17 protein-coding genes are annotated in these 22,752 nt (G+C 67.1%); 11 read left to right on the top strand and 6 right to left on the bottom strand.

Annotation, left to right across the window (positions count from 1 at the left end; genetic code table 11):
• The first annotated feature begins 149 nt into the window (after positions 1 to 149).
• The 10 genes from ASE22_RS14415 (at position 150) to ASE22_RS14460 (ending at position 13,455) form a co-directional block, all read left to right on the top strand.
• On the top strand, positions 150 to 524 hold the full coding sequence (locus tag ASE22_RS14415; protein ID WP_056361292.1) for a nuclear transport factor 2 family protein: 375 nt from the start codon (positions 150 to 152) through the stop codon (positions 522 to 524).
• A 31-nt stretch (positions 525 to 555) separates the two neighbouring features.
• Positions 556 to 2,217 carry a carboxylesterase/lipase family protein gene (locus tag ASE22_RS14420; RefSeq protein ID WP_056360651.1) on the top strand — a complete coding sequence of 554 codons (1,662 nt, stop codon included), beginning with the start codon at positions 556 to 558 and terminating at the stop codon, positions 2,215 to 2,217.
• Entirely contained in the window at positions 2,214 to 3,140 is a 927-nt protein-coding gene (locus tag ASE22_RS14425; RefSeq protein WP_235536361.1) for an SMP-30/gluconolactonase/LRE family protein, read from the top strand. Before ASE22_RS14420 ends, ASE22_RS14425 begins: the two co-directional genes overlap by 4 nt.
• Positions 3,141 to 3,224: 84 nt before the next feature.
• Positions 3,225 to 5,024, top strand: a complete 1,800-nt coding sequence (locus tag ASE22_RS14430) for a hydantoinase B/oxoprolinase family protein (protein ID WP_235536362.1) — start codon at positions 3,225 to 3,227, stop codon at positions 5,022 to 5,024.
• 12 nt (positions 5,025 to 5,036) lie between these two features.
• Positions 5,037 to 7,109 carry a hydantoinase/oxoprolinase family protein gene (locus ASE22_RS14435; RefSeq protein WP_056360659.1) on the top strand — a complete coding sequence of 691 codons (2,073 nt, stop codon included), beginning with the start codon at positions 5,037 to 5,039 and terminating at the stop codon, positions 7,107 to 7,109.
• Positions 7,110 to 7,116: 7 nt separating this feature from the next.
• Positions 7,117 to 7,911: a fumarylacetoacetate hydrolase family protein gene (locus ASE22_RS14440; protein ID WP_235536363.1), complete on the top strand. Its 795-nt coding sequence runs from the start codon at positions 7,117 to 7,119 to the stop codon at positions 7,909 to 7,911.
• An 11-nt stretch (positions 7,912 to 7,922) separates the two neighbouring features.
• The gene (locus ASE22_RS14445) at positions 7,923 to 8,726 is read left to right on the top strand and encodes an SDR family NAD(P)-dependent oxidoreductase (RefSeq protein ID WP_056360665.1); all 804 of its coding nucleotides are present in this window, start codon (positions 7,923 to 7,925) and stop codon (positions 8,724 to 8,726) included.
• Between the two features lie 139 nt (positions 8,727 to 8,865).
• Complete coding sequence (locus ASE22_RS14450; RefSeq protein ID WP_056360668.1) at positions 8,866 to 9,852, top strand: alpha/beta fold hydrolase; 987 nt, start codon at positions 8,866 to 8,868, stop codon at positions 9,850 to 9,852.
• 30 nt (positions 9,853 to 9,882) lie between these two features.
• Entirely contained in the window at positions 9,883 to 11,052 is a 1,170-nt protein-coding gene (locus ASE22_RS14455; protein ID WP_056360671.1) for an alpha-hydroxy acid oxidase, read from the top strand.
• Between the two features lie 72 nt (positions 11,053 to 11,124).
• Positions 11,125 to 13,455: a TonB-dependent receptor gene (locus tag ASE22_RS14460; protein WP_056361295.1), complete on the top strand. Its 2,331-nt coding sequence runs from the start codon at positions 11,125 to 11,127 to the stop codon at positions 13,453 to 13,455.
• 187 nt (positions 13,456 to 13,642) lie between these two features.
• Here the strand turns inward: ASE22_RS14460 and ASE22_RS27320 are convergent, their stop codons facing one another.
• The 6 genes from ASE22_RS27320 to ASE22_RS14485 form a co-directional block, all read right to left on the bottom strand.
• Positions 13,643 to 13,807 (bottom strand): CoA transferase, encoded by a 165-nt coding sequence (locus ASE22_RS27320; protein ID WP_235536364.1) that lies wholly within the window; start codon positions 13,805 to 13,807, stop codon positions 13,643 to 13,645.
• A gap of 26 nt (positions 13,808 to 13,833) precedes the next feature.
• A complete protein-coding gene (locus tag ASE22_RS14465; RefSeq protein WP_082545477.1) occupies positions 13,834 to 14,208 on the bottom strand; it encodes a recombinase family protein in 375 nt (124 codons plus the stop codon).
• Entirely contained in the window at positions 14,195 to 14,641 is a 447-nt protein-coding gene (locus tag ASE22_RS14470) for a DUF2924 domain-containing protein (RefSeq protein WP_056360674.1), read from the bottom strand. The genes ASE22_RS14465 and ASE22_RS14470 overlap by 14 nt, the downstream gene beginning before the upstream one ends.
• A gap of 805 nt (positions 14,642 to 15,446) precedes the next feature.
• Positions 15,447 to 17,711, bottom strand: coding sequence for a TonB-dependent receptor (locus ASE22_RS14475; RefSeq protein WP_056360677.1), 2,265 nt, complete (start codon positions 17,709 to 17,711; stop codon positions 15,447 to 15,449).
• 151 nt (positions 17,712 to 17,862) lie between these two features.
• On the bottom strand, positions 17,863 to 19,653 hold the full coding sequence (locus tag ASE22_RS14480) for an N-acyl-D-amino-acid deacylase family protein (protein WP_327196973.1): 1,791 nt from the start codon (positions 19,651 to 19,653) through the stop codon (positions 17,863 to 17,865).
• Positions 19,654 to 19,663: 10 nt separating this feature from the next.
• Positions 19,664 to 20,782 (bottom strand): amidohydrolase family protein, encoded by a 1,119-nt coding sequence (locus ASE22_RS14485; protein ID WP_056360682.1) that lies wholly within the window; start codon positions 20,780 to 20,782, stop codon positions 19,664 to 19,666.
• Positions 20,783 to 20,998: 216 nt separating this feature from the next.
• Between ASE22_RS14485 and ASE22_RS14490 the strand changes: the two genes are divergently transcribed.
• Positions 20,999 to 22,750 (top strand): N-acyl-D-amino-acid deacylase family protein, encoded by a 1,752-nt coding sequence (locus tag ASE22_RS14490; protein WP_056360685.1) that lies wholly within the window; start codon positions 20,999 to 21,001, stop codon positions 22,748 to 22,750.
• Positions 22,751 to 22,752 lie beyond the last annotated feature (2 nt).

A 22,752-nucleotide genomic window follows, 5' to 3' on the forward strand; every position in this document is an offset into this window, starting at 1 on the left:
GCGCTGTCAAGAGGCCGGCCGCCTCCCCCGGATATTTCCGCATGGAGGAATGGATCGGGAGCGCGTCACGCATCATTGACTCGCTGAGTATCATTGTTTTACTAAATGATCGTTCAGTTAACAATATATCCGACGCGATGGAGATTCTGATGACCGACCTGTCCAATGGCTTTGGCGATCATGCGGAGATCGCGCGTCTGATCGGGCGCTATGTCGACGGCGCGCGGGCCGGCGACAGCGGGCCGATGCGGGAGGTCTTCTCCGATGAGGCGACAATCTGCGGCTTCCTCGGCCCGGACAAATTCGCCGGCCCGATCGAGATGCTGTTCGCCTACGTCGACGGGGCGGGGCCGTCGCCCGACATCGTGGTCTCGATCCGGTCGATCCAATGCCTCGACGGGATCGCCTCGGCGGTGGTCGCGGCGCGGCATTGGGGCGGCCACGACTTCGAGGATATCCTGTCCTTCGTGAAGTTCGGGGCCGAGTGGAAGATCGTCGCCAAGACGTTCCGGCTGGTGGCCTGAAGCCGATCGGATTTAGATAAGGAGAGGATCGATGCAGCGGCGGGACTTTCTCTTGGCATCGATCGCCGGGATGGGGTGGATGCAGGGATCGGCATATGCGGGTCGGCGTACGGCGAAGGCGGCTTCGCCCGCGCCGGTGGTGCGGACCAGCGAGGGCCTGGCGCGCGGCGCGCGCAGCGGTGGCGTCTCGCTGTTCAAGGGGCTGCGCTACGGCGCGCCGGTCGGCGGGCGGGCGCGCTTCAGGCGCGCCGCGCCGCCGCAGCCCTGGCCGGGTATCCGCGATTTCCGGGACTTCGGCGATCGCGCGCCGCAGCCGGGCAAGCATTCGCCGCAGATCGGCCTGCCGGCCCCCGATGCCGGGCCCTGGGCCTCCTTCACCGATCCCGCGCCCGAGGGCGAGGATTGCCTGCGGCTCAACATCTGGACGCCCGAGGCCGACCCCGGCGCGGCGCGACCGGTGCTGGTCTGGCTGCACGGCGGCGGCTTCCGCGAAGGATCGGGTAGCATCAACGCGAGTGACGGGCAGGTGCTGGCCGCCGAGAACGGCGTCGTCGTCGTGACGCTCAACCACCGGCTCGGCGTGTTCGGCTATCTGTCGCTCGACCATCTCGATCCGGCCTTCGCCGATTCGGGCAATATCGGGATGCTTGATATCGTCGATGCGCTGAAATGGATTCGCCGCAACATCCGGGCGTTCGGCGGCGATCCCGACCGTGTCGCAATCTTCGGCGAATCCGGCGGCGGGGCCAAGGTCTGCGCGCTGATGGCGATGCCCGAGGCGCGCGGCCTGTTCCACGGCGCGATCACCCAGAGCGGGGTGCTGGTCTGGGGCATGGAACGAGCTCAGGCGGCGGAGGCGGCGAACGCGCTGCTCGATAAGCTCGGCCTCGGCCGCGATCCGCAGCGGCTGCTCGACCTGCCGGCGCAGGCGATCCTCGACGGTGTGGCTGCGCTCGGCGACGGATGGGCGCGCAAATTCCTGCCGGTGATCGGCGGCAGCCTGCCGAACCATCCCTTCGCCGAGGGCGTCCCGGCGGCGAGCCGCGACGTGCCGATGATCATCGGCACCAGCCGCGACGAGGCGACGATCCTGGTCGGGTCGCCGCCGATCTTCGCGCTCGACTGGGACGGGCTCCGGGCCGCGCTGGCGAAGATGTTCCCCGGCGACATGGCGGTGCTGGTGGCCGGCTATCGCCGGCTCTATCCGGCCAAGGGCCCAGCCGACATCTTCTTCGCGGTGATGAGTGAGTTCCTGATCGTCCGCTCGTCCGCCTATGTCGCCAATCTCCGCGCCGCCGGGGCGAGCGCGCCGACCTGGGTGTACAGCCTCGAATGGCCGACGCCGATCATGGGCGGGAGGTTAGGCGTCCCGCACGGGCTGTCGGTGCCGCTGGCGTTCGGGACGATGGCGCAGGTGCCGAGCATGGTGCCGGTCGATGCCGGCTCGACGGCGGTGTCGGCGCTGATCCGGCAGGGCTGGTCGAGCTTCGCGGGCGGCGGCGCCCCCCGGCCGTCGTCGATCGCCTGGCCGCCCTATAGCGCGGCGGGGCGCGAGGTGCTGGCGATCGACGCGGCGCCGTCGATCGTCCGCGATCCGCGCGGCGCCGAACGCCGCCTGCTCGCCGAGCTGCCCTGGTTCGACACAAATGGCGACCATCGCGCCGCGCCGGCCGCCGCGAAGGACATGTGGTGAGCGCCGGGGTTCCGATCGTCGACGCGCCGCTGGTCCACGACTGGAAGGCCGCGATCGCCGAGGCGCCGGTCTGGGACGAGCACGGCCAGGCCTTCTGGTGCCTCGACAATGTCAGCGGCGAGATTATCGAACTGGGAAGCGACTGGAGCATCCGCCGGACGATCCGGCGCGGCCGCCCGACCGCCGCCGCCCTGCTGCGCGCGGACGGCGGCCTGCTGCTCGCCGAAGGCTGCGCCTTCACGCTGCTCGACGCGGACGGCGGCGAACGGCCCCTCGCGACGATCGACGCCGACCCGTCGTCGGTGAGGATCAACGAGGCGGCATGCGATCCCCAGGGCCGCGTCTGGGCGGGGACGGTAGACGCGGCGCTGTCGATCGGCGGCGGCGCGCTCCATCGCGTCGATGGCGAGGGGCGCTGCGTCCGCGTCCTCGAAGGGCTGACGATCGGCAACGGCATGGGCTGGAGCCCTGACGGCGCCACCTTCTACTTGGTCGATTCGCCGACCGGCCGGGTCGACGCGTTCGACTTCGACGGCGCGGCCGGCGTGCTGGCCAACCGCCGCACCGTGCTCAACTTTGCTGTAGGCGAGGGCTGGGCGGACGGGCTGTGCGTCGATGCCGAGGGCTGCCTCTGGGTCGCGATCCCGCTGACCTCGGAAGTGCGCCGCTATTCGCCCGATGGCGTACTGCGGCTGCGCGTCCGGGTAACGGCGCCGTTCGTGACGAGCTGCGCGTTCGGCGGCGCGGACCACGCGACGTTGCTGATCACTACCGGCGCGGTCGCGCTGCCGCGCCGGATGGTGGCGGCGATCGGCTTCGATCCCGGCACGGCAGAAGGCGCCGCGACCGCACCGGGGGCGGGCGGCCTCTTCGCGCTGAAGCCCGGCGCGAAAGGGCTGGCGGAACCCGCCTGCGGCTTCTGACGATCCGCTGAAAAGTGAATTTGACAGCCCGACGGAACTGACATAATCAGCTTACTAAATATTCAGTAAGTTTATGAGGCAGACGTGGACGAGAGGCTGGAAGTGAGCGGGACTGCGGTGAAGATCGAACCCCACATGTTGGCCATCCTCGCGAGGAAGTTCAACGTGATCGTCAACGAGATGAACCACACGCTGGAGAAGGTGTCGCGGTCGGCGGCGCTCAATCTCGCGAAGGATTTCTCGTCGGCGGTGCTAACCAGCGAGGGCGACCTGTTCTGCCTGACCCAGGCGATCCCGATCATCGTCGCGTCGTGCAGCATGGCGGCGAAGCAGATGACCGGCCTGTTCGGCGATCTCCGCCCCGGTGACTGCTTTCTCAACAATTCGCCCTATTACGGGTCGAGCCACCATGGCGACTTCGCCTATATGGCGCCGGTCTTCTATAAGGGCGAGCATATCCTGACGACGCTGAGCGTCGCTCACCAGGCCGATATCGGCAACAGCCAGCCGACCACCTTCATGCCCTTCGCGAAGGACCTGTACGAGGAAGGCGCGCTCGACTTCCCCTGCGTCCGCGTCCAGCGCGACTATGCCGATGTCGAGGACGTAGTGCGGATGGCCAGGATCCGCATCCGCAATCCCGAGCAATGGTATGGCGATTATCTGGCGGCGGTCGGCGCAGTGCGGATCGGCGAGAAGCGGATCATCGAGTTATGCGACAAATATGGCGCCGCGACGATCAAGGCGTTCCTCGCAGAATGGCAGGACTATTCGCGCCGCCGCATGGTCGACGAGATCGGCAAGCTGCCGCGCAAGAGCTGGGAAGCCACCAACGCGCACGACCCGATCGAGGGGCTGGCGCCCGACGGCATCCCGCTCAAGGTCAGGCTCTCGATCCTGCCCGAGGAGGGCAAGATCCAGGTCGACCTGCGGGACAATATCGCCTGCCTCGAGGCCGGCTATAATCTGAGCGAGGCGACCACCCGGTCGGCGGTCGTCACCGGCATCCTCAACAACCTGTCGTCCGATCTGCCGCGCAACGACGGCGTCTACAACTGCATCGAGATACTGGCGCGCGAGAATGCGATCGTCGGCGGGGTGCAGCCGCCCTACAGTACCTCGATGGCGACGGTGGGCGTCGCCGCGCGGCTGATCAACCTGATCCAGTCGATGTTCGCCGAGCTCGGCCCCGACAAGGGGCTTGCCGAGGGGGCCACCTCGTTCAGTCCCAGCGTCGCCTCGGTCTGCGGCAAAGACTTCCGCTACGACGACCGGCTGTTCGTCAACGCGGTGATCTACGGCTTCGGCGGCGGGCCCGCGCTGCACGGCCATGACGGCTGGCTGACCTATCTGGGCCCGCCCGGCGGCTGCCAAGTCGACTTCATCAGCGCCGAGATCTTCGAGCTCAAGATGCCGATCATGTTCGGCTGCTGCGAGGTCGAGACGGACAGCGGCGGCGCGGGCGAGTGGGACGGCGCGCCCGGCATACGCTGCCTGATGCGGCCGCGCGGCAACCCGGCGCTCTGGTCCTATTTCCTCGATTCCAAGGTCTTCCCGCCGAAGGGGCTGCACGGCGGCCATGCCGGCGCGCCCTCGGCCGCGTGGAAGGTCGATGCGGCCGGCAACGAGGTCGCGATCCCCGACATCTCCAGCGAGGAGATCCAGCCGACCGAATGGATCGGCAGCCTGTGGCCGGGCGGCGGCGGCTTCGGCGATCCGCTCGATCGCGATCCCGAACGGGTGCGCCACCGCGTGCGCAACGGCTGGGTCTCGCCCGAAAAGGCGCGGGCCATCTACGGCGTCGCCCTCGACCTGTCGGACGAGGACTGTCGCGTCGACCAGGAGCGGACCGCGCAGCTCCGCCTGGAACTCCGGAATAGATAAGGGTCAACAGACATGCGTTTCAGGGTGTGCTCCGACGTGGGCGGCACGTTCAGCGATCTGTTCGTGTTCGACGAAAACAATGGCGAGTGGAATATCTTCAAGGCGTTCACCGTCCCGCGCCGGCCGAGCGACGGCATCATGGCGGGGCTGCGCCAGGCGGCCGATCATTATAAGCTGACGCTCGACGGCTTCCTGCGCGACTGCGTGTCGCTGGTGCACGGCTCGACGGTGGCGCTCAACGCCCTGATCGAGGGCAAGGTGGCGAAGGTCGGGCTGATCTGCACCCGCGGCTTCCGCGACATCCTGACGACGCGGGAGCAGGGCCGCAGCGAGCCCTTCCTGTGGAAGACCGACTATCCCGATCCGTTCGTGCCGCGCTACCTGACGCTGCCGGTCACCGAGCGCGTCAATTCGGAGGGCGGCGTCGAGATTCCGCTGAACGAGGACGAGGTCCGCGCGGCGGTGCGGCAGCTCAAGGGTCATGGCGTCCAGGCGATCGCGGTTGCGCTGCTCTGGTCGATCACCAACGGCGACCATGAGCGCCGGATCGAGGCGATCATCCGCGAGGAATGGCCCGAGGTGCCGGTCGTCCTCAGCTCGCAGCTCAACCCGATCCTGCGCGAATATCGGCGCACCTCGTCGACCGTGGTCAACGCCTCGCTGCTCGACGTGATCCGCACCTATGTCTCCGACCTGCAGGCGCAGCTCAGCGACAACGGCTATGCCTGCCCGCTGTCGCTCGTCACCTCGGCCGGCGGCATCGCCAGCGTCCAGGATATGATGGAGCGCCCGATCTACAGCATCAATTCAGGGCCTTCGATGGCGCCGATCGCGGGCCAGACCACGGTCGCGATGGAGCAGGGCATCGACAATGTGCTGGTCGTCGACATGGGCGGCACCAGCTTCGACGTCAGCGTCGTGCAGGACGGCAAGATCAACCTGTCGCGCGAGATCGTGATGGGCGGCTGCTTCCTCGGCGTCGACCTGGTCGACAGCCGCAGCGTCGGATCGGGCGGCGGCAGCATCGCCCGCGTCGACGCCGGCGGGCTGGTCCATGTCGGGCCAGAGAGCGCGGGCGCCAATCCGGGGCCGGCTTTCTACGGGCGCGGCGGCACCCGCCCGACCGTCAGCGACGCCGACCTCGTCCTCGGTTATCTCAACACCGAGGCGTTCGCCAGGGGCGGCACCCCGCTCGACCCGGCGCTGTCCTCCGCGGCGATCGAGGAGCATGTCGCGAAGCCGCTCGGCATCGACGTGGCGCAGGCCGCCTTCACCATATGGAGCACCGTCAACAACGACATGCAGGCGGCGATGCAGGACCTCGCCATCTCGCGCGGGATCGACCTGCGCGACTTCGTAGTCGTCTCGGGCGGTGGGGCTGCGGGCATGCACATCCAGGCGATGGCGATGGAGCTCGGCATCAGGGAGCTGATCATCCCCAAGGCGGCCGGCGTGCTCAGCGCCTATGGCGGCGCCTTCGCCGACCTGGTGAAGGAGTATAGCGCGATCGCCTTCGTCGAGAGCAACCGCTTCGACTTCGCGGGCGTCAACGCCCTGCTGGAATCGCTGGAGAGGAGCGCGGTCGCATTCCTCGACGGCCATGGCATCGATCCCGCCGACCGCCGCCTCGAATATTATGCCGAGGCCCGCTATCCCGAGCAGATCTGGGAGCTGCCCGTGCCCCTGCGGACCGGGCGGATCGCCGATCAGGCGCAGCTCGACGCGCTGGTCGCCGACTTCCACGACATCCACGAGCGGATGTACGCGGTGAAGGACCCGTCCCAGCCGATCGAATGCCTGCACTGGAAGGTCCGCGCGATCGGCGCGACGCCGAAGCCGGCGATCCGCAAGCTGCCGTTCGGCGGCGAGGGCGCCGATCATGCGCTGAAGGGAACCCGCAAGGCCTTCTTCAAGGATCTCGGCGGCTTCGTCGACGCGGCGGTCTATGACGGCACCAGGCTGACCTGCGGCAACCGGATCGAGGGGCCGGCGGTGATCGAGGAGCCGACGACGACGGTGGTGGTCATGCCCGGCACGGCGATGACGGTCAGCGAATATGGCAGCTATGTCTCGCGCTTCGCCTGATCGCGCGATGCGGATCGTCCGCTTCCGCTATCTGGGCCGCCGCCGCTACGGCCTGCTCGACGGCGATGGCGTCCGCCCGCTGTCGACCAGCCCGTTCCGCGCCTTCCAGCAGGGACGCGACCTGGCCGGCTGTGTCGAGGACGGCGTCGTCTTCGGCCGCGACGAAGTCGTCCTGCTGCCGCCGTGCGAGCCCGGCAAATATGTCGGGATCGGCATCAACTATCGCGCCACCGCCGAAGCGCTCGGCATGGCCGTGCCCGACGAGCCGGTCGTCTATGTCCGCCCGCCGAGCTGCATCATCGGCGACGGCGACAGGATCGTGCTGCCCGCCGACGGCGACGTGGTGTGCGAGGGCGAACTCGCGGCGGTGATCGGCCGGCGGGGGCGGGACGTCGCCGAGGGCGACGTCGCCGCGCACGTCATCGGCTACACGCTGACCAACGACCTGATGGACGTCGCCCGCTTCCACAAGGACAAGGGCAATCCGAGCCTCGCCAAGGGGCGCGACGGCTTCGCCCCGCTCGGCCCCTGCATCGCGACCGGGCTCGACCTCGCCACGGCGGAGCTGGTGACCTCCGTCAACGGTGAACGGGTGCAGGCGGGCTTCGCGCGCGACATGCTGTTCGGGGTCGAGCGCTGCGTCAGCCACATCTCGCGCTTCATGACGCTCGAGCCGGGCGACGTGGTCGCGCTGGGCTGCCCGCCCACGCCCGCGCGGATCGCGCCGGGCGATCGCATCGAAATAGGCTGCGCGCCGATCGGGACGCTCGCGAACGAGGTCGCGGGCGCGCCACGGACATAAGGGAGACGGGAATGTATTATCCGGGACTCGAGGGGAAGAACGTCCTGCTGATCGGCGGGCATTCGAACCTGGGCCAGCATGTGACCTGGCATTTCGCAGAATCGGGCGCGAACATCGTCATCGGCGCGCGCGACCTCGACCGTGCCGAGAAGGTCGCCGCGCGGGCGCGCGAGCTGGGCTCGGGCAAGGTCTCGGTCGTGTCGGTCGACGCGACCGACTGGTCGTCGGTCGAGAATGGCATCGCGGCCACCCGGGCGATGGGGAGTATCGATATCCTATATCATGGCGTGGCCTGGGACATCCTCAGCCATTTCCTCGATCTCGACCCGCAGCTCTGGGACAAGATCTACGAGCAGAATTTCAAGAGCGTGCTGACCGCCTACAAGATCGTGCTGCCGATCATGATCGAGCAGAAGGGCGGCTGCGTCATCACGATGAGCAGCGTCATGGGCCGCAAGCCGACCCCGATCGAGCCGGTCTATGGCGCGCTCAAGGCCGGCCTGATCCACCTCGCCCAGACGCTGGCGCTCGACGTCGGCAAGCATGGCGTCCGCATCAACGTCGTCGCCCCCGGCGGCACCCCGCCCGCCGACCTGAGCGAGGTCAGCGCCAATAGCTGCTTCCGCGGGTTCATGGGCGACATGGAGCAGTTCAAGGCGGTCGAGCAGGGGCTGGCGGCAGAGGTTCCGCTGCGGCGGCTCGGCCGGCCGGAGGATGTTTCGCACGCCGTGCTCTACCTCGCCTCGCCGGTGACGGGCGGCATGCAGACCGGCCAGGTGATCGGAGTCGACGGCGGCGTCTGGATGCCGAAATAGGCGACATTTTAACATATTGAATTTCAAAGATATTTCATTGAAACGCTGCCGCGAAACGCTCTTGACAACGAAGCTGTTCGGAATAAACTTACTAAACATTCAGTTAAAAGATGTGGGCGGGAGCAGAGGGAGGTCGGCTATGGCGGGCAAGGATGTTTCCCGATCGAGATGGATGGGCCGATGCCTGGCCTATGCCGCCGTCCTACTCGGCCTGGCCGTCGCGTCGCCACAGGCGCGCGCGGCGGACGCGGTGGCCGCGCCGACCGTCGAGACGGTCGCCGCCCGCGACATGCATTGGCGGGTACTGCGCTGGGGGCCGCGCGACGGCATCGGCGTGCTGCTGCTGCACGGCTTCCCGCAGGATGCCGACAGCTGGCGGCCGGTGGCGTCGGCCCTCGCCGCCGCCGGCTACAATGTCGTCGCCTTCGACCAGCGCGGCGCGTCCGCCGCGACGCTGTCGCGGTCCGGCGACTATGTCTTCGACAATTTCATGACCGATGCGCTGGCGGTCGCCGACGCCACCGGGCTGCGCCGCTTCCACGTCGTCGGCTTCGGCTGGGGCGGGGCGATGGCGTGGATGGTGGCCGCCTATCATCCCGATCGGGTGCGCTCGATGACGACGCTGCGCTATCCGCATCCCGCCGCCTTCGTCGACGGGATCGAGCATGATCCCGAGCAGCGGGCGTCGTGGGAAGCGGTGCGCAAGGAGATCGGTCCCGACAATATCGACAAGCGCGCCGCCGCGCTGCTCGCCGACGGTGCGACCGGACTGCGCGCCTTCCTGCGCAAGAGCGGCCTGCCCGAGGATGCGACCGACCGTTATGTCGCGCGCCTCTCGCAGCCGGGCGTGCTGGTCGGCGGCCTGTCCTGGGGAACCGCGCTGGTGCCGGCGCAGTTCGCCGCCGTGCCGCCGGTGCGCGTGCCCGCGCTGTTCGTGTGGAGCAAGGGGCCGGCCGTCTCGGCATCCACGGTCAAGGCGTCGGCACGCTATGCGACGGGCCCCTATCGCGTCGTCGAGCTGAAGGACGTCGGTCATTTCATGATCGAGACCGCGCCGCAGACCGTCGCCGCGCCCATCCTCGGCTTTCTCCGGGAGGTCGACGCTCCGCCTGCCGCGCGGAAGTGATCGTCCCGGCCGATTTCAGGAAACACCGACATGGCTCTGCTTGATGCCCTGTGCCGCCGGCGCCTGCGCGCGGCCCATTCGATCGACGACCTGCGCGACGCCGCGCGGCGGACGCTGCCGCGGATGGTGTTCGACTATGTCGACGGCGGCGCCCAGTCCGAAAGCACGATGCGGCAAAACCGCGCCGCGTTCGAGCGCCATCGCCTGCTGTCGGCCGCGCCAGTCGACGTCAGCCGGCGGAGCACCGCCACCACGCTGTTCGGGCAGTCGCTGGCGATGCCGCTGATCATCGGCCCGACCGGCTATGCGTCGGCCTTCTGGCCGAAGGGCGATCTGGCGCTGGCGCGCGGCGCGGCGGCGGCGGGCGTGCCGTTCGTCGTCAGCAACGGCGCCAATTCGCGGCTCAGGGACATCGCCGAGGCCTCGGGCGGCCAGGCCTGGCTCCAACTCTACATCGCCCATGACAAGCAGTCGACGCTGGGCCTGATCGGCGAGGCGCGGGCGCTTGGCTTCGAGACACTCGAGGTGACGGTCGACACCGCCTTGCCGGGCCGGCGGATCCGCGACATCCGCAACGGCTTCACCGTGCCCTATAGCTGGACCCCGGACAAGGTCGTCGACGTGCTCCGCCATCCCGGCTGGATGCTGCGCGCGCTGCCGCACGGCGCGCCCCGGCCCGGCTTGATGCCGATGGAACAGGGGCGGAGCTGGGCGACCGTCTCCGAATTCGTCCGCTCGCAGATCAACCCCGCGATCGGATGGGACGACCTCGCATGGCTGCGCGACCAGTGGCCCGGCACGCTGATCGTCAAGGGGCTGCTTGATCCGGGGCAGGTCGAGCCGGCGATCGCGGCCGGCTATGACGGCATCGTCATCTCCAACCATGGCGGGCGGCAGCTCGACGGGGCGGTGTCGACGCTCGACGTCCTCCCCGATTTCGCTGCCGCCGCCAAGCAGCGTATTCCGCTGCTGATCGACAGCGGCGTCCGCACCGGCACCGACATATTGAAGGCCGTCGCGCTGGGGGCGAGCGCCGTCCAGGTCGGGCGCGCCACCCTTTACGGCCTGTCGACCGCGGGCGAGGCCGGGGTCGGCCACGCGCTCGGCATCTTCCGCACCGAGCTCGACATGGCGATGGCGCTGGTCGGCCTCAACCGGGTCGCCGACGCGACCCCGGCGATCGTCCGGACGATCGCATGATCCGCAGGCCGCCGGCCGGCCGCACAATATCCACCCTATTTGTATAGACATTATAGAAGGGGAGTGTCCAAGATGAAGAAGAAGTCGATCCAGGGAGCGTCGTTGGCCGCCATGCTGATGGGCGTCCTGTTGCAGGCCCCGGCCTGGGCGGCCGACCGCGAGGCCGATGCCGCCGCCGACAGCGGCGAGATCATCGTCACCGCGCAGAAGCGCGCCGAGCCGCTCCAGAAGGTCCCGGTCTCCGCCTCGGTCGTCTCGGGCATCACCCTCCAGAAGCAGGGCGTCGGCTCGATCCAGGACGCCGTGCAGCATGTGCCGGCGGTCTATGTGTCGCAGGCCGGCCCCGCCAACCTGCTGTTCATCCGCGGCGTCGGATCGGGCGACAACAACCCGCTGTTCGAGCAGTCGGTCGCGACCTTCGTCGACGGCATCTATCGCGGCCGTTCGCGCTCGACCCAGTCCTCCTTCCTCGACATCGAGCGCGTCGAGGTGCTGAAGGGCCCGCAGAGCGTCTATTTCGGCAACAACTCGATCGCGGGCGTGTTCAACATCGCCACCAAGAATCCCGGCGACCATTGGGAAGGCTACGTCCGCGGCCTGTATAATTTCAACTTCGACAATGCGACGATCGAGGGCGCGGTCGGCGGGCCGGTCACCGACACGCTCGGCATCCGCGTCGCCGGGCTGGTCCAGCGCGGCGACGGCTGGCTGCTCGACAAGAGCAGCGGCATCCACATCCCGCGCGTCCGCAACTATGCCGGCCGGGTCACGCTGCTGTGGAAGCCAACCGACCGGCTGTCGGTCAACCTGAAGGCGCATGCCGAGCGCGGGCGCCAGAAGGGCGGCCTCGCCGCCAAGCTGACGAACTGCCCGCCGCTGCCGATCTTCACCAACGTCAACTTCGGCTGCACCGCGGCGATCGCCGCCGGCGACGACACCCGCCCCAATTATGTCCGCAGCCAGAACCCGGACCAGGGCATCGACTTCGACGCGCAGTCGGCGATCTCGACGATCAGCTATGAGGCCGATCCGTTCACGCTGACCTCGGTGACCGGCTATTACCATCACAAATATAATCTGAAGCTCGACGTCGACGCGGCGAGCCCCGACCTGGCCAACTTCACCGTGCCCGAGCGGTTCAGCCAGTTCAGCCAGGAATTCCGAGTGGCGTCGAACGGCACCGGCCCGTTCGACTATATGTTCGGCGCCTATTATGAGCATGACAGACTGCGCGGCCAGATCTACGCGAACTACGGCTTGTTCTCGCCGATCCTGCCGGGGCTCGTCCCGCCGCTCGCGCCCTATCTGCCGTTCGGCCAGGCCGACGATTTCCGCCAGACCTCCGACATATACGGCCTGTTCGCGAGCGTCGTCGTCCGCCCGACCGACAAGCTCGACGTCACGCTGGCGGCGCGCCAGTCGTGGGTCGACAAGCATTTCGGCATCAACCAGTATTTCGGCACGGGGACGCAGCCCTTCGGTCCGATCATTCCGCTGCCGGCGGCGCTCGCGCCGATCGGGGCCGCGGTCGGGCAGCAGCTCGGCCTGGGGGTCGCCGGCTATCGCGCCGAGAACCGCTCGGATGCGCATTTCAGCCCGTCGATCACCATCGGCTACGACGTCGCGCCCGAAATCCGCGGCTATGCCAAATATGTCAACGGCTTCAAGGCGGGCGGCTATAACGGCCTCGAGCATACCGGCCTGCCGGGCACGCTGTCCTTCGGGCCCGAATATGTCGACTCCTACGAGATCGGCCTGAAGACCCAGTGGTTCAACCGCCGCCTGACCTTCAACATCGCCGCCTTCCGCAGCGATTTCGAAGGGCTCCAGCAGTCGGCGATCGGCACCAACGGCGTGCAGGGCGGCATCTTCCCGGTCGTGCGCAACGCCAAGGGCGCGCGCTCGCAGGGGATCGAGACCGACATGGCCTGGCGCGTGAACGAGCATTGGAACACCAGCCTGAGCCTGACCTGGCTCGATTCCAAGTTCACCGATTTCAAGAATGCCGGCGGATCGCCGACCGACATCGCGCTCGGCCATCCGACGATCGATCTGTCGGGCAAGCGCGGCCGCTACGCTCCCGAGCTGAGCGGCAATTTCAACGTCGAATATATGTTCGACCTCGGACAGTCGCTGCAGGTCAAGCTGCGGCCCGAGGCGAGCTTCACCACCCGCTACAATATCTCGCCGAACAACGATCCGCTGCTGTGGCAGGAGGGCTTCGTCAAGCTCGGCGCGACCGTGTCGGTGGCCAACCCATCGCAGGGCTGGGAGTTCTCGGTCATCGGCAAGAACCTGACCGATCGCCGGATCATGAACTTCGAGGCGGGGAGCAACGGATCCTATATCATCGGCACCGAGGAGCCGTGGAGCATCTCCGCCCAGCTCCGGTACGACTTCTGATTTGAGAGCATCTCTCGGCCCCTTGGTCCGGCGCGCAGAACGACGGGCCAGGGGGGCGAGCGCTCATTCGAGCCGCTTCGGCGCCGGCCGGGGAGCGGCGAGGCAGGGCGGCGAGAATCGCGCCAGTTCGTCACGGCAGGCGAAGCGTGTCGGATTGGTTCTGAATCGTCGCCCGGTGCGATGCCGATCACCTCGGAGAAGCGCTCATATTGCCGGTCGCGAGGATGAATCGATCGTCTTGGGTCGGATAGGTCTGGTAGGGCACGATGTTGGGATGGGTGTTGCCGAGCCGCGTCGGTGCGATGCCGGAGGCGAGATAGTTCATCGCCTGGTTGGCCAGCGCCTCGACCAACTGACCGCACACCTCAGCGACTACAACTATGGGCACCGCCTCAAGACCTTATGCGGCCTCACGCCTTGGCTCTGGTCAAGCACCTCGACGATCCGGGCAAGGTCAGCGAGGCTGCGGGTCAGCCGGTCGATCTTGTAGACGACGATGCAGTCGACCTTGCCGGCCTTGATATCGGCGAGGCGCTGTTTGAGGGCAGGGCGGTGCATAGTACCGCCCGACAAACCGCCATCGTCATAGGCGGTGGGGACGAGCTTCCAGCCCTCGTGGCGCTGGCTGGCGATATAGGCCTCGCAGGCCTCACGCTGGGCGTCGAGGCTGTTGAACGCCTGTTCCAGGCCCTTCTCGTCGGACTTGCGCGTGTAGACCGCGCAGCGGATCGGCTTGCCGTCACCGGGCGGCATCGGGCTTCGCCTTCAGGCCGAAGAAGCGCGGGCCTGACCACGCCGCCCCGGTGATCTCGCGGGCGATGGGGGTGAGCGAGCGATACTGGCGATCCTGGAACTGGAAGCCGTCCTCCCGCACCAGCACATGGTAGATGGTGCCATGCCATTGCCGGACGAGCTTGGTCCCCGGCTTCATCGAGCGATCCTTGCCCAGATCGATGTCACCGGTCTCGACGAGTTGCTTCGTCAGGCGCTTCAGCTCGCGGCGGGTGGCGGTGGTGAGGCCGCCGCGGACGCGCTCCTGCCTCTGCCAGGCGATGGCACGGCTGGCGAGGTCGCAACCCAGGCCGAGCGGCATCAGCTGGCCCTTGTGATATTTGCGCCATTCGGTGCGGAGCTGGGCCTGCGACAATGTAGCAAGCCCGGCCAGCTGGTCGTCGATGGCGGCCATCAGTTGGCCAGCCGATAGCTGGTCTCGCCGGTGCGGCGGGTTTCCTTCAGAAGCTCCTGCTTCTTGCGGATCCCCGACAGGAAGGAGCGGGCGCTATGCGGCTGCCAGTGGGGCCTCCATGATCTCGGTGAGCGTCGCATCCCGATGGCGCGAGAGCAGCTTGGTGACGGTTGCGGCCTTGGAGGGCCGGGCATAACGGGTGCGCTGTCGACCGTCTGCGGGATGTCTTCCATGGTGGTTCTCCTCAGGGCGCGTGATTGCGTCCCACCACCCGGAGCCCCGTCGGTCGGACCGATCGGGGTGGCAGCACCGTTAAGGGCTGCGATCTAGTAGCAGCACCAGTGCTCCGTTTTTGAGCGAAGTCGAGCGGATTGTTCGGGGTGTCGATCAAATTTAGTTTTGCGCTGTTCGCTAACCTCGAAAGTGAGCGTGAGGCATCTTCCCCTGACGAAAATCAAGCGCGCCTAGGTAGTGGGCAGGTCGACGGAGCGCGATAAGACAGCCGAAGGCCAGCGCCGCGATGACCATCATGAAAACACCTGGACTGCTCTTCACGCCGAAGGCTGCGATCGAACCGGTAATGACGATGGGGTCAGCGCGCCGAACAGCGTTGTGGCGATATCGTGCACGATCGCCACAAAGCTGGTCCGGATAGACACCATCGTCCGCTCGCGCTTCAATCCCAGCCCTTCATGGCTTCCAGCCGATTTCTCGAAGGTTCGCGCGAATAGCCTTACAAGAGCATCCGGTAACGCACTTTTGGGAAGCTCTCGCTAAGCCGGGACGTCCGAAATCCTTTCTAAACCTAAAGTTTTAGATTGATTTCAACGCCATATGTACGGGGTGGCGCGACCGATCGCTGGTCGCCGAAATCGACCGCGCTCTCATAGACCGAATAGCGGGTGTTGAGCAGGTTGCGGCCGAACAGGTTGACCCCCCAGCGATCGTCGGGCGATCGCCAGCCGAGTTGCCCGCTCACCAGCCAATAGGCATCCTGCCGCAGCCGGTTGTCGGCGTCCCATGCGAAGCCGTCATTATAGGCCAGGGTGCCGTTGGCGTTGAAGGTGCCGGCGTCGGTCTTCAGACTGTAATTGCCGCCGGCGGTGAAGGTATATTCAGGGGTGCGGGCGACGTCGTTGCCCGAGACGTCGCAGCGAAAGCGGCGGTTGCGGGTCGTCGCCAGTCGCTCGGTGCACTGCGCGCTGGGATAAGAGGTGTAACGGGCGTGGGTCCAGGCGCCGCCCAGCGAGATCGACCATTCGCGGGTGATCGACAATTGGGCGTCGAGGTCGATGCCGTAGATCTTGGACTTGGCGGCATTTGACGTCTGGATCGAAGTTCCGTTCGACACCGGCAACTGCAGGTCGTCATACCAGTAATGATAGCCGGCGATGGCGAAACGGAAGGCGCGTGACAGCGATCCCTTGGCGCCGACCTCGACCGCGTCGATCGTTTCCGGCTCGAAGGCGGGCGCTGTGCCGCTGGTGGCGTTGAAGCTGCCGCTTTTGAAGCCACGGCTGTAGGAGGTGTAGAGCAGGATATCCTCGGTGGGCTTGTAGTCGAGCACCACGCGGTAGCTGGGATCCTTGAAGGTCGCTTCCTTGGGCACAATGGGCGTCGCGCTGGTCGGCGTCGGCGGGACGAAGGGGCTGCGCGTCACCACGGTGCCATCGGCGGCGGCAAAGCGGAAGGTTGTACCCGTCAGCCGGCGCTTGTCGATGGTGTAGCGGGCGCCGGCGCGCAGCCGGAGCTTCTCGGTCAGCGCATAGGTCGCCTCTCCGAACGCCGAATAGGAATTGGTGCGCACGACGTTGCTCAGCCCGACCCCGCCGCCGAAAGCGGTTCCGAACAACCCGAGGCCGACCGGGTCGCGGAAGCCGTTGCGGTCCTTCATGTAGAAGCCGCCGAGGATCCAGGTGAAGGGCTTGTCGGGTGCCGACTGAAGCTGGACCTCCTGGGTGAAGGTCTTGAACAATTCGTTGGTCTGCACATCGGTCGCGGAGGTGACCGACAGGTCGTTGTCGAAGCGCTGACGTGCCTCGCCATGGCGATAGGCGGAAATGCTGACGAGGGTCAGTTCGTCGGACAATTCGGCATCGACCCGTGCGGAGACGCCCCAGCCCTTGGCCTTGTAGAGCGGATCCACGCCGGTGTTGGTGTCCCAGAAGCCGGCCGGTGTCCGGGCACCATCGAGATTGACGACGCCGGGCAGGGCGACGCGCGCGTCGCTGCGGTTCATATTTTCCGAATAGTCGCCGGTCAGGACGACACGGATCGGGCCGGAATTGTCATAGACGAGCTTGCTGCGCACGACGGTATATTCCTCGATGCCAACGTCCCGGCCCGAGGTCAGGTTGGTGCCATAGCCTTTGCCTTGCCGCTGCGCAGCGACCGCCACGTCCATTGCGATGGCATCCGACAGCCCGGTGCTGGCGTAGATCTTGCCGGCGACGGTTTCGAAATTGCCGTAGCTGAGCGATCCCTCGACCGTGGGGGTGTGGGTCGGCGTGCGGGTGATGATCTGGATCAGGCCGCCGGTGGCGTTGCGCCCGAACAGGGTGCCCTGCGGCCCCTTCAGCACTTCGACATGGTCGATATTGTTGAGCGCGCTGAAGCCCATCTTGGCGGCGGCGATGTAAACGCCGTCGACATAGGTCGCGACAGCGGCTTCCTGTCCTGCGGTGCCGTCGGCCGACCCCACGCCGCGCAGGAAGATGATCTGCCCGCCGGCCTGCTTGGCGACGGCAAGACCCGGGGTCACGTTCGCCAGGTCGATGGTGTTCTCGACCCGGGCATTGGTCAGGCTTTGCTGCGAGAAGGCCGAGACGGCGATCGGCACGTCGCTGAGCCGCTCGGAGCGGCGGGTGGCGGTAACGATGATGTCGTTGACGGCGGCGGTGTCGGTTGTGGCGGCTTCTGCGGGCGCCGGGGATGGTATCGCGGTGGTCTGCGCCGCGAGCGGTGCCAGCGGCGCGGCCAGCAAGGCGATGGTGGCTGCGGTCGCCCGGAGCCGGACGGGCAGCGCCATGCAGATCGGGCGCGACGGTGCGAAGTCATGAATGACGGTCATTGGCATCCTCCCCATTCACCGGCCCTTCGGCCGGCGGGAGATCGGCGACCCGCCACGTGCGGTTCGCGTCTCCCAGTCTCTCCGGGCCGCGCCGCACGATTCTCTCGTGTCGGCTACGTCCCTGGATATCGTTCGATCAGCGTTTCATCGGTCAGGCCTCGATCGCCTCGCCGACGGTCATCGCCGCCCGCGCTTCGGGCGCTGCCCGGCGGCCGCGGATGAGCTCGCCGGGCAGGGCGCCGCTATGCTCGCCGTGGCGATAGACGATCCGGCCGTTGACGATGGTGGCGACATAGCCGGTCGCCTCCTGCGTCAGCCGTCGCCCGCCGGCCGGCAGGTCGAAGCTGATGCGGGGGCCGTGCAGGACCATCGCATCATGATCGATGATGTTGATGTCCGCTTTGTAGCCGGGCAGCAGCACGCCGCGATCGTGCAGGCCGACCATCGCGGCGGTGTCGTGCGACAGCGCCTTGATCACCTGCGGCAGCGGCAGCCGCTCGCCTTGCGTACGGTCGCGGACCCAATGGGTCAGCATGAAGGTGGGATAGCTCGCGTCGCAGATCGCCCCGCAATGCGCGCCGGCATCGCCGAGGCCGAGGACGGTGTGCTGGTGCCGCATCATTGCCAGCACGGGTTCGAGATTACCGTCGGCATAGTTGGATGACGGCAGATAGAGCGTGTCGGTGCCGTCGCCGGCGGTCAGCACGTCGAAGGCGAATGCGGCTGGGGACAGGGAGAGACGCGCGGCTTCGGCCGCGACCGAGCTGTCGGCCGAGGGTTCATAGTCGGGGCGCGCACCCATCACGAACATCCGGTCGAACTGCCGAACCGACGCCAGCAGCGGCACCGGTGGGGGCAGGGGCTCCTCCTCGATGATCCGCTGCCGCCGGGCTGGTTCGCGCATCGCGGCGAGCCGATCGGGAAGCGGGAGATGCGCGATCTCGCGATAGGCGGGGGAGAGGATGAAGGGGTGCATCGACAGTTCGAGCCCGAACAGCATGCCGACACCGCGTGGTGTGACCTGTCCCTTGACCGAGGCGCCGTCGCGATTGGCGGCATCCATTAGCGCGAGGACCTCCCGCCAGGCATCGGGAGTGTCGTGGAACTGAACGGTGGGCACCATCAGCGTCTGGCCGGTCTCCCCGGCGACGCGCCGCAGCAGGCTGAACTCGCCCGCGACGTTGCGGCCCTCGTCATAGTCGGTGGCGATCTCGATGATGCCGCCGCCGGCTTCCTTCATCGCCGTGGCGATGGTCTTCAACTCGCGTTCGCCGGCGGCGAGGGTCGGGGCCTTCTCGCCATCGCTGCTGCGGTGGAAGATGGTGCGTGACGATCCGAAGCCGAGGGCGCCAGCCGCCATCGCCTCGCGAGTCAGCGCGGCCATGCGGTCGAGATCGTCCTGGGTCGCGGCGCCCGTCGCCGCCCGCTCGCCCATCACATAGACGCGCAGCGCCGAATGCGGCAGCAGGCTGGCGATGTTGATGTCGTGCGACCGGCGTTCGACCGCGTCGAGATATTCGGGGTAGGTCTCCCATTCCCAGGTCAACCCCTCGGTCATAACGATCTCGGGAATGTCCTCGATCCCCTCCATCAGGCAAACGAGCCGGTCGCGGTCCTCGGCGCGGCAGGGGGCGAAGCCGACCCCGCAATTGCCCATCAGCGCGGTGGTGACGCCGTGGTAGCAGGACGGGATCAGCCGATCCTCCCAGATCACCTGGCCGTCATAATGGGTGTGGATGTCGACGAAGCCCGGGGTGACGAGCTTGCCGCGCGCGTCGATCGCCTGCTCGGCGGCCCAGCCATCGAGTGTACCGATCGCAACGATACGGTCGCTGCGGACCGCGACGTCGGCGACATAGGGTTCACCGCCGTGACCGTCGACGATCGTGCCTTGGCGGATGATCAGGTCGGCCTGTGCCATGCTGGGGTCTGCCCGTTCCACGTCCGAAAGGTCAGGCCGCGCGCTTCTGGTCGAGCGCGGTCAGATCGATGCCGAACAGTTCGGCGGCGTTGCCCGACAGGATCGCCTGCTTCTGCTCGGGCGTGACGAAGCGGGTATGCTCCGCGAGCAGCGACTGGCTGGTTGGCCAGGTCGAGTCCGAGTGGGGAAAGTCGTTCGCCCAGAGCAGGCGGCGCCAGTTGACGAGGTCGGCGTTGCGGAACGCCAGCGGATCGTCCTGGAAGGTGAAGTAGAGATTCTGGAACAGATAATGCGACGGCATCTGCTTCAGGTCGCCAGTCGGCAGGTGATGCCGATGCTCGGTATAGGCGCGGTCGATCTTGTGCGCATAATGCGCGATCCAGCCGCCGTCGCCTTCGACGCAGACGACCTTCAGGTCGGGATGACGCTCGAACACGCCGCCGAAGATCAGCATCCCCAATATGTCCTGCACGCCGCGGACATGGTTCATGAAGGTGTTGATCTTAGATCCGCGCACCGGCGGGGTGAAGCCGCCCGCGGCGATGATGTGGAAGGCGACCGGCAGGCCGCTGTCGACCGCCGCCGCCCAGAAGTCGTCATAGACCGGGGAATCGTAATCCTCGACCCCGGGGACGCCCGGCATCATGATGCCGCGCAGCCCCTGCGCCTTGATCCCCGCGAGATCCTCGATGCCCGCTTGGGGGGTCTTCATCGCGGTCTGGCCCATGCCGAGCAAGCGCGAGCGATCGAAGTCGCAATAATCGCTGAGCCAGCGATTATAGGCCTTGAAGCAGGCGTCCTTGTAATCGAGATCGGGATGGTTGCACAGGATCATTCCCACCGTCGGGTAGATGACCTCGGCCGAGACCCCGTCGCGATCCTGGTCGGCGAGGCGGTGCGACGAATCCCAGCCACCCCGATGCAGGTCGAGATAGCGGCGCATCGCCTTCTTGCGCTCGGCCGGCGCGATGCCGGCCGCGGCGGCGCCACCGATCGCGATCGTCCCCATGCCCTTGATGGCAAAGGCGACGCTATCGTTCTCCTCGACCACGAAGGGGGCGTCATCCTTGTACCGCGCGTCGATGTAGCGGGCGTAGGTGTCGGTCGTTTCCGTAATGTGAGAATCGGCCGAAATGATCGGATAGCTCACAATCTCTCTCCTGCCAGGAAGACCGTCTGGTCCTCTCCGTACCGTCGATGCGGCATTAAAATTGTCAGGTGACAAATTGCATTCATTTTGGCAGTTGTCAATTATCGAAGCGTGACGATGCCGCCGGGCATGCGACGTGGCGATAACGGACGACCTGCAAACCCGTTGACCCTGCGGGTGAAAAAGGCGGGCGCCGGGGAACAGCGAGAGGTTGCTATGGCCGATTATGACGTGGTTATCCGCAATGGCCTGCTGGTCGACGGAACGGGGGCGGGACCGCTGCGCGGCGACCTAGCCGTGCGCGATGGCCGCATTGCGCGAATCGGGTCGATCGAAGAGCAGGGGCTATGGGAAATGGATGCCGAGGGCTGTATCGTAACCCCCGGATTCATTGACGTTCATACACATTATGATGGGCAGGCGATCTGGGCCGAACGGATGGTCCCGTCGTCGGCGCATGGGGTGACGACGGCGGTTATGGGCAATTGCGGGGTCGGATTCGCTCCCTGCCGAGCCGAAGACCGGGCGATGCTGATCGCCGCGATGGAGGGGGTGGAGGATATCCCCGAGATCGTCATGACCGAAGGACTCGCCTGGGAGTGGGAGACCTTCCCCGAATATCTGCAGGCGGTGGCGGGGCGGCGGCACGATATCGACCTGTGCAGCTATATCCCGCATTCGGCCCTGCGTGTGTATGCAATGGGTGAGCGCGGCGCGCTACGCGAGCCGTCGACGGCCGAGGACCGCGCGCGCATGGCCGCGCTGGTGCGTGAGGCTGTCCGGGCCGGTGCCTTCGGGTTCGCGACGTCGAACTTCGCCTTCCACCGCCGGATCGACGGTGAGCTGATCCCCTCCTTCGACGCGGCGGAGGCCGAGTTGCTCGACATCGCGCGCGCCGTCGCCGACGCCGATGGCGGCATCTTCCAGATGGTGCTCCACCTCGACCAGGCTGACGCCGCCGACACGAAGCGATCGATCCAGATGCTCGGCCGCATCTCGCGCCAGGCCGGGCTAGTCGTTACCTTCACCCTGGCACAGGACAATGCACACCCCGACCGCTGGCGCGCGATATTGGGCTGGATCGGCGAGGAGGTCGCCGCGGGCGCGGACCTGCGGCCGCAGATTTTCCCCCGGCCGGTCGGCATCATCATGGGCCATGAACTATCGCTCAATCCTTTCAGCGACTGCCCGACCTACAAGGCGTTGCCCGCGACGATCGACGCCCGGCTGGCGCGGCTGCGCGATCCAGCGGTGCGGGCGCAGCTTCTGGACGAGATGCCCGATGCGCCGGTGCTGCCGATCCACCAGTTGTCGCGCAGCTACGACCGGATGTTCCCGATGGCCGACCCGCCCAGTTACGAGCCGCCGCTCGACAGCAGCGTGACGGCGCAGGCGGCGGCGCGCGGCGTCAGCCCCGAGGAGGTCGCCTATGATCTGATGCTGGCCGACGGGGGGCGGGGGCTGCTGTTCATCGCTGCGGCCAATTATGCCGATGGGGACCTGCGGCCGGTGCTAGAGATGATGCGCGATCCCCATGTCGTGCTCGGCCTGGGCGACGGGGGCGCGCATTACGGCCTGATCTGCGATTCGAGCTATCCGACCTTCGTTCTCACCTATCTGGCACGCGACCGCCCGGGCGACCGGGTCGACCTGGCCCAGGCGGTACGGGCGCTGACCGACGTGCCCGCGCGGTTGATGGGGCTGGCCGATCGCGGGCGGCTGGCGCCGGGGCTGAAGGCCGATATCAACGTGATCGACCATGAAGGGCTGACGCTCGACCTGCCCCGGGTGAAGTTCGATCTCCCCGCCAGCGGCCGGCGGCTCGATCAGGCGGCGAGCGGCTTCCGCTGCACCCTGGTCGGCGGCCGGCCGATCCTGATCGACGACGAACCCACCGGCTTGCTGCCCGGCCAACTCGTTCGATCGGGCGCGGTGCGGCGAAGCGCCGGGGCGGGAGTTGGGAGCTGAGC

It is taken from the genome of Sphingomonas sp. Root720 (assembly GCF_001428605.1).
GTDB lineage: Bacteria > Pseudomonadota > Alphaproteobacteria > Sphingomonadales > Sphingomonadaceae > Rhizorhabdus.

Coding starts and splice junctions, on each gene's coding strand:
- ASE22_RS14475 (WP_056360677.1), bottom strand. CDS start 17,711: ATGACCGTCATTCATGACTTCGCACCGTCGCGCCCGATCTGCATGGCG.
- ASE22_RS14420 (WP_056360651.1), top strand. CDS start 556: ATGCAGCGGCGGGACTTTCTCTTGGCATCGATCGCCGGGATGGGGTGG.
- ASE22_RS14435 (WP_056360659.1), top strand. CDS start 5,037: ATGCGTTTCAGGGTGTGCTCCGACGTGGGCGGCACGTTCAGCGATCTG.
- ASE22_RS14450 (WP_056360668.1), top strand. CDS start 8,866: ATGGCGGGCAAGGATGTTTCCCGATCGAGATGGATGGGCCGATGCCTG.
- ASE22_RS14455 (WP_056360671.1), top strand. CDS start 9,883: ATGGCTCTGCTTGATGCCCTGTGCCGCCGGCGCCTGCGCGCGGCCCAT.
- ASE22_RS14490 (WP_056360685.1), top strand. CDS start 20,999: ATGGCCGATTATGACGTGGTTATCCGCAATGGCCTGCTGGTCGACGGA.
- ASE22_RS14445 (WP_056360665.1), top strand. CDS start 7,923: ATGTATTATCCGGGACTCGAGGGGAAGAACGTCCTGCTGATCGGCGGG.
- ASE22_RS14415 (WP_056361292.1), top strand. CDS start 150: ATGACCGACCTGTCCAATGGCTTTGGCGATCATGCGGAGATCGCGCGT.
- ASE22_RS14460 (WP_056361295.1), top strand. CDS start 11,125: ATGAAGAAGAAGTCGATCCAGGGAGCGTCGTTGGCCGCCATGCTGATG.
- ASE22_RS14440 (WP_235536363.1), top strand. CDS start 7,117: ATGCGGATCGTCCGCTTCCGCTATCTGGGCCGCCGCCGCTACGGCCTG.
- ASE22_RS14470 (WP_056360674.1), bottom strand. CDS start 14,641: ATGGCCGCCATCGACGACCAGCTGGCCGGGCTTGCTACATTGTCGCAG.
- ASE22_RS14465 (WP_082545477.1), bottom strand. CDS start 14,208: ATGCCGCCCGGTGACGGCAAGCCGATCCGCTGCGCGGTCTACACGCGC.